The organism is Phormidium sp. FACHB-1136 (assembly GCF_014697375.1).
Taxonomy (GTDB): domain Bacteria; phylum Cyanobacteriota; class Cyanobacteriia; order Phormidesmidales; family Phormidesmidaceae; genus Nodosilinea.
Map to the genome: position 1 here is coordinate 1 of NZ_JACJRS010000167.1, position 6,377 is coordinate 6,377.

Annotated in this window: 9 protein-coding genes; 8 read left to right on the forward strand and 1 reads right to left on the reverse strand. The window is 50.3% G+C overall.

Annotation, left to right across the window (positions count from 1 at the left end):
* A partial coding sequence (locus tag H6G62_RS25460) for an IS1 family transposase (RefSeq protein WP_199324940.1) occupies window positions 1-102 on the reverse strand: 102 nt, incomplete at its 3' end.
* A gap of 85 nt (window positions 103-187) precedes the next feature.
* On the opposite strand from H6G62_RS25460, the gene H6G62_RS27460 reads away from it, so the two are divergent.
* The 8 genes from H6G62_RS27460 (at window position 188) to H6G62_RS25500 (ending at window position 6,040) form a co-directional block, all read left to right on the forward strand.
* On the forward strand, window positions 188-388 hold the full coding sequence (locus H6G62_RS27460; RefSeq protein WP_199325243.1) for a DUF29 domain-containing protein: 201 nt from the start codon (window positions 188-190) through the stop codon (window positions 386-388).
* A 173-nt stretch (window positions 389-561) separates the two neighbouring features.
* A complete protein-coding gene (locus H6G62_RS25470; RefSeq protein WP_199325245.1) occupies window positions 562-801 on the forward strand; it encodes a hypothetical protein in 240 nt (79 codons plus the stop codon).
* 3 nt (window positions 802-804) lie between these two features.
* On the forward strand, window positions 805-2,013 hold the full coding sequence (lhgO, locus tag H6G62_RS25475; protein WP_190500421.1) for an L-2-hydroxyglutarate oxidase: 1,209 nt from the start codon (window positions 805-807) through the stop codon (window positions 2,011-2,013).
* A 10-nt stretch (window positions 2,014-2,023) separates the two neighbouring features.
* Window positions 2,024-2,578 (forward strand): HAD family hydrolase, encoded by a 555-nt coding sequence (locus tag H6G62_RS25480; protein WP_199325246.1) that lies wholly within the window; start codon window positions 2,024-2,026, stop codon window positions 2,576-2,578.
* Between the two features lie 32 nt (window positions 2,579-2,610).
* The gene (locus tag H6G62_RS25485) at window positions 2,611-3,216 is read left to right on the forward strand and encodes an SIS domain-containing protein (protein ID WP_190500426.1); all 606 of its coding nucleotides are present in this window, start codon (window positions 2,611-2,613) and stop codon (window positions 3,214-3,216) included.
* A complete protein-coding gene (locus H6G62_RS25490; RefSeq protein ID WP_190500428.1) occupies window positions 3,213-4,205 on the forward strand; it encodes a GDP-mannose 4,6-dehydratase in 993 nt (330 codons plus the stop codon). The genes H6G62_RS25485 and H6G62_RS25490 overlap by 4 nt, the downstream gene beginning before the upstream one ends.
* 38 nt (window positions 4,206-4,243) lie before the next feature.
* Window positions 4,244-5,182: an SDR family oxidoreductase gene (locus H6G62_RS25495; protein WP_190500430.1), complete on the forward strand. Its 939-nt coding sequence runs from the start codon at window positions 4,244-4,246 to the stop codon at window positions 5,180-5,182.
* Window positions 5,183-5,371: 189 nt separating this feature from the next.
* Complete coding sequence (locus tag H6G62_RS25500; protein WP_190500432.1) at window positions 5,372-6,040, forward strand: Uma2 family endonuclease; 669 nt, start codon at window positions 5,372-5,374, stop codon at window positions 6,038-6,040.
* The last annotated feature ends 337 nt before the right edge of the window (window positions 6,041-6,377 follow it).

Sequence of the window (6,377 nt, forward strand, 5' to 3'; positions counted from 1 at the left end):
CACAAATTGACGGCCACAGTCCCGGCACTTGTAATTTTGCTTCCCGCGATGGCTGGTGCCGTTCTTGGAGATATCGTGAGACCCACAGGTCGGACAGGTCATCTCGATGGCCATGCGTTTGTCTCCCTGGTTATCGTGGTGGCGTAGCCTGATTTTCCTCTGTCCCGTGCATTAATGCACTACCGATTTGGGCAACCGCCACTATGATGAGTTGGAATCTCGGTTGACTCAGTTGATCGCCCATTTGTTGAAGTGGCAGGTACAGCATTGGAAGCGAACGAATCGTTGGCGAGCGACGATTCGCGGGCAAAGAACCTCGATTGCCAAACTGCTGCGCCGTAATCCTGGCCTAACGTCATGTTTGGATGAGGCCATGCAGGAAAGTTAGCCTTTGGCTAGGGATCTGGCGATTGCAGAAAACGATCTAGCAGATGACCAGTTTTCCCAGACCTGTCCGTTTATCCTGAGTCAGGTGCTGAGGGAAGACTTTTGGCCGGATTTTCCTCCTATTGAGTGATTGATGCGGTCACCAAACGTAAATTGTGAGGTTCTGTGGGACAGATGAAAGGGTGTTTCACCACGAACCGCTCGGATCTCTACGAAAAGCTGATTCGGTTGCTCACCCATGGGATTACCCGCGAGGCCCACCTGATGACGGAGCCATCCTATGGCCCTTGGTACTATCAGCAGTTGGAGCTGGAGCTAAACTATCGCATGACGGATATTCAGGCGGCCTTAATAAGCGGGGGCAGCCGTTCGCCATTCCGCGTTGTGATTTGCCGCCTGACCACAGGGACGTAATGTATGGTAGCTAACACCTGTGATCTGCTGATTATCGGAGGGGGCATTGTGGGTCTAGCCACAGCCCGATCTCTATTACAATCACGGCCCCAGACCCACTTGGTGGTTCTAGAAAAGGAACGCAGCCTCGCCCAGCACCAAACTGGGCGTAATAGTGGGGTTATCCATTCAGGGCTGTACTATCGCCCTGGATCGCTTAAGGCTAAAACCTGTCGCCAGGGTTATGATCAATTACTAGCCTTTTGTCAAACGGAGGGCGTTGCCCACGATATTTGCGGAAAGGTCGTGGTCGCGACCCGAACCGAAGAGTTGCCTCGCCTCGAAGATTTGTATAACCGTGGCATTGCCAATGGACTGGAGGGTTTGCATTTCTTAAGCCCTGAGCAAATCCGTGAGATTGAGCCCCACTGTGTTGGTCTGCAAGGGTTGCGAGTCCCTCAGACGGGAATTGTGGATTACCGAGCGGTGGCCGAGAAGTATGCTGAAAAGCTGGCTATAGCTGGTGCCGAAGTGGTCACTGGGGAGCGGGTAGAGCGAATTATTCCAGAGTTAGCTGGCGTAACCGTTGAAACCAATCGTGGAAGGTGGTGGGCGAAGACCGTAGTCGTATGTGGTGGCTTACAGTCGGATCGCCTAGCTCGACAAACCGAACCGAACCTACCATTGCGAATTGTTCCCTTTCGGGGTGAATACTATGAACTCAAGCCAGAAGCACAGGGCATGATACGTCATTTAATTTACCCAGTGCCCGACCCAGCCTTTCCATTTTTGGGGGTACACTTTACTCGCATGATTGGTGGTGGAGTCGAGTGTGGCCCTAATGCGGTTTTAGCTCTAGGGCGAGAGGCTTATCACAAAACCGATGTCAATCTGCTGGACGCTTGGGAAACCTTAACCTGGCCCGGGTTCCAACGAGTAGCACTAAAATATTGGCGCTCAGGTCTTGGGGAAATGTATCGTTCCCTAAGTAAAGGAGCCTTTGTCCGAGCCCTACAGCAACTGGTTCCGGATATTAGAGCTGAACACTTATCCCAAGGAGGGGCAGGAATTAGAGCCCAGGCTTGCGATCTGCATGGCCAGTTGTTAGATGACTTTGATCTAAGAGGCCGTGATCGAGTGTTGCATGTGTGTAATGCCCCCTCTCCCGCAGCAACAGCTTCCCTGGCCATTGGTCAAATCTTGGCTGAACGAGCGCTAGAGCGGCTGGAGTAAGGAGATTTTGGTGGTGAAACCCCGAGCCCTTTTTTTGGATCGAGATGGTGTCATTAATGTTGACGTCCATTTTCTCTACCGTCCCGACCAAGTGATATTCGTGGAGGGAATTTTTGACCTTTGTCGTCAAGCCCATAAGCTGAGCTATCATCTTGTGGTGGTAACCAACCAATCTGGCATTGGCCGTGGTTACTTTTCCGAGGCAGAATTTCACGAACTGACCGCTTGGATGGAAAGGGTGTTTGTGGAGCAAGGGTGCCCCCTTAGTCGGGTCTATTTCTGTCCTTATCACCCGACTGAGGGACAAGGATCCTATCGACGGTTATCGAATTGGCGTAAGCCAAAGCCGGGAATGATTTTAGCCGCAGCCCAAGACCTCCATCTAGACTTACCCAATTCAGTTCTTGTGGGAGATCGGTTGAGGGATATTGCTGCGGGTCAAGCCGCAGGTGTAGGATATAACCTACTCTACGGAAAAGATACTTCTTCTCAAGATGTCATTCATCCGACAGCCCAAGTGCATCATTTATCTCAAGTTCATGCCTACTTGAACCACCCCAGTTAATGCGTCTAAAACGTATATCCAACCCCAAAGCTATGAATACCTACATTGAAACCTACAAGGAACGGCTTCACTATGCCCTCAACCAAGCCGTGATGGATAAGATTCCTGAGTTGGGATCTGCTCTTCGTAAAGCTTGGCAAATGGGTCGCTGTGTTTACCTCTGTGGTAACGGAGGGAGTGCTGGAAATGCAGTACATCTGGCTAACGATCTTCTCTATGGCGCAGGGATGAAGTCAGGTTTGGGGTTGCGTGTGGAATCTCTGAGTGCCAATCCAGCCGTCTTAACTTGCCTAGGCAATGACTTAGGCTATGACGAGATCTACGCCCAACAGATTCGGGTAAAGGGTCAACCTGGGGATGTGCTGATTGTACTGTCGGGTAGTGGAAATTCGCCTAATGTGGTGAAAGCCTTGGAGGTCGGCAACCAATTGGGTCTTATAACCTCGGCTATTCTGGGCTTCTCGGGGGGGAAATGCAAAGACCTAGCCCAAATTCCCTTGCACTTTTCGGTCAATGACATGCAGATTGCCGAGGACTTACAGTTGATTATTGGTCATATGTGTATGCAATGGTTGTGTGAGGTCTTGGGCGATGATGCTCAGAATGCCCAAGCCAACTCAGGGAGATTAAGTGCATGACGGCTCGGTTTCTCGTTATTGGTAGTAATTCTTTTTCCGGGGCTCATTTTTGTAGCTATCTCCTACGGCAGGGTAACGAGGTTGTCGGGGTAAGCCGTTCTTTAGAGCCTCACTCAGTATTTCTACCCTACCGTTGGTTGTCAAGCCTGGATCATTTTCGGTTCGAGCAGATTGACCTCAACCATCAACTAAACGAGCTGATAGCTTTAATCCAGTCATTTCAGCCAGAGTATGTCGTTAACTTTGCAGCTCAGGGCATGGTGGCTCAGAGTTGGCAAATTCCGGAGCATTGGTATCAGACAAATGTGGTCGCCCAGGTCAAGCTTCATGATCAACTGCGCCAGGTATCGGGACTTAAAAAGTATGTCCATGTTACGACCCCAGAGGTCTATGGCAGCACAGAGGGATGGATACAGGAAAATTTTCACTTTGCCCCTAGCACCCCCTACGCTGTTTCCCGTGCCGCCTGTGACCTGCATCTCATGAGTTTCTTTAAGGCCTATCGCTTTCCGGTGGTATTCACCCGAGCGGCGAATGTCTACGGCCCTGGTCAGCAACTCTATCGAATTATCCCCCGCACCCTGTTGTTTGCTCGCTTGGGTAAGACCTTAGCGCTCCATGGCGGTGGCCATTCCATCCGTTCCTTTATTCACATTGAGGATGTGGCAGATGCCACTTACCGGGTAGCGTTAGGAGGGAATCCGGGTGAGGCATACCATATTTCCACCCGTCAAACGGTCTCTATCCGGGGACTGGTAGAGCAAATTGCATCATTAACAGGGGTAGCTTTTGAGAATCTGGCCCAGGTGGCTGAGGAGCGTCTAGGCAAGGATCAGGCTTACCTGCTAGATAGTCAAAAGATCCGCCGTGAATTGGGTTGGGAGGATCGTATCTCCTTAGTAGAAGGGCTAGAAGCAACGTTAGCTTGGGTGGATAACAATTTATCTACCCTAGAAACCCTGCCGTCCGAGTATATTCACAAGCCCTAGTTTTTCATAAGCGTCAGCGAGTTAATCATTGGTAGAGCATGACTATTTTATTGACGGGTGGATGCGGTTACATTGGCTCAGTGCTAACCGAGCAGCTATTGGTGGATGGGCACCAAGTCATAGTGGTCGATACTCAGTGGTTTGGGAACTACCTCAAGCCTCATCCGCACTTGACGGTCTTGCAGCAGGACATTCGCGACGTTGACGCTATCCCTATGACGGGCGTGGAGCGGATTATCCACTTAGCGAACATTGCTAATGACCCTGGAGTGGATTTAAATCCGACGCTGTCTTGGGAGGTAAATGTGCTAGCCGCTCAGCAGTTGGCGGATCGGGCACAACGGGCGGGAGTAAAGCAGTTTCTCTTTGCTAGTTCTGGAAGTGTTTATGGGGTGAAAGATGATCCCCAGGTGACGGAGGATCTGACCCTAGTTCCGATCTCGGTGTACAACAAAACTAAAATGGTAGCGGAGCGGGTGCTGCTGAGCTATCAAGATGCGTTTCAAGTGCATTGTATTCGTCCGGCTACGGTTTGTGGGGTGTCGCCACGGATGCGATTGGATGTGAGTGTCAATATGCTCACCTTTCAAGCCCTGAAAAATGGCAAGATTACGGTGTTTGGGGGTCAACAAACGCGGCCTAATATCCATATTCAAGATATGGTGAATGTCTATCGTCATTTCTTGGCTAATCCGGAGTTACCTTCGGGAGCCTATAATGCAGGGTTTGAAAATATTTCCATTTTGGATATTGCGGAGCGGGTGCAGCAGCGGGTGTCGGCGGAGATTGTGGTGACGGAGTCGAATGATCCTCGCTCCTATCGGCAAAATTCGGACAAGCTGAGGGCCACTGGGTTTGAACCGCAGTACTCGGTAGATGATGCGATTGAAGCAATTATTGCTAAGTATCAATCAGGGGAATTAGTGGAGAGTGATCGCTGCTACACTGTGCGGTGGATGAAGCACCTAAACCTCTAGAGCCGTTATACCGATGGAGCGGCTACAATTAAGGCAAATGTTCTGGGAAGGACTGGGGAACCATGTCCGCCATCACTGCCTAATGGCTTGAATCTAAATGCCTAATGCGACCCAACTCTTGAATGACGAGCCGGAAGTTAAAACATATAGGTCTTTTACCATAGTCCTTACTGCTGGGAATGGAAGCCGATGCCCTTAGCCCTCGACCAGGTTACCCTCTACCCCGATAGCGATGGCCAGCCGATGGCAGATAACACCAAGCAGTTTCGCTGGATTGTCCTAATCAAAGAGAATTTAGACTATCTTTTTCTTGAGGATGAGACGGTTTTTGTAGCGGGTGATTTACTGTGGTACCCGGTGGAGGGACGTCCTGATATCCGGGTTGCGCCGGATGTTTTAGTGGCTTTTGGGCGTCCTAAGGGTGATCGGGGCTCCTACCGTCAGTGGCAGGAGGATAACATTGCACCCCAGGTTGTGTTTGAAATTTTATCTCCCGGTAATACTACCAAGGAGATGATTCAAAAATCACTGTTTTACAATTATTATGGTGTTGAAGAATACTATATTTACAACCCAGATACTAATGAGTTGACGGGTTTGGAAAGGCGAGAAGGAACCCTAACGGCCATTGAAGCAATGGATGGCTGGCTGAGCCCCCGGTTGGGAGTTCGATTTGAGTTAGGGCCTTCCACTTTGAATTTGTACGATAATCAGGGCCAGTTATTTTTAACCCCGGTTGAGCTGCGACAACGGGCTGAGCAGGAAAAGTCTAGGGCTGATCGTTTGGCCGCTAAACTTAAAGCCTTGGGTGTAGACCCGGAGGAAGTAGAAAAGGCTGGACTGGGTGAGGGTGGTTAAGGGCTGGTTGCCTGACACAAGTCCCGAAACCCTTGAAAATGCGTTGTCTTGGAGCCGAAGCCCATAGCCCCTGGGTTAGACCGGAAAGCTTGGCTGAAGGGGCTTTTGGGCCAATGGCCCCTACGAGAAATCAGGGGTTTCCAGAGATGTGTCAGGCAGTCAGGTATCTCACCTCAACGAAATTCGCCATAGGATTATAAATCACCAATTCTAGAATGAAGTGCAACACTTAGAAGCTTCCCGCAGAGGGACTCATAGGATAGTCTGATGTTTCCTACAACAAAAAGACACCCTATGAGTTATGCCCAGCTTAGCGCTTCTGAGCGGAATCGGCTTT

Coding starts and splice junctions, on each gene's coding strand:
- H6G62_RS25470 (WP_199325245.1), top strand. CDS start 562: ATGAAAGGGTGTTTCACCACGAACCGCTCGGATCTCTACGAAAAGCTG.
- lhgO (WP_190500421.1), top strand. CDS start 805: ATGGTAGCTAACACCTGTGATCTGCTGATTATCGGAGGGGGCATTGTG.
- H6G62_RS25485 (WP_190500426.1), top strand. CDS start 2,611: ATGAATACCTACATTGAAACCTACAAGGAACGGCTTCACTATGCCCTC.
- H6G62_RS25490 (WP_190500428.1), top strand. CDS start 3,213: ATGACGGCTCGGTTTCTCGTTATTGGTAGTAATTCTTTTTCCGGGGCT.
- H6G62_RS25495 (WP_190500430.1), top strand. CDS start 4,244: ATGACTATTTTATTGACGGGTGGATGCGGTTACATTGGCTCAGTGCTA.
- H6G62_RS25500 (WP_190500432.1), top strand. CDS start 5,372: ATGCCCTTAGCCCTCGACCAGGTTACCCTCTACCCCGATAGCGATGGC.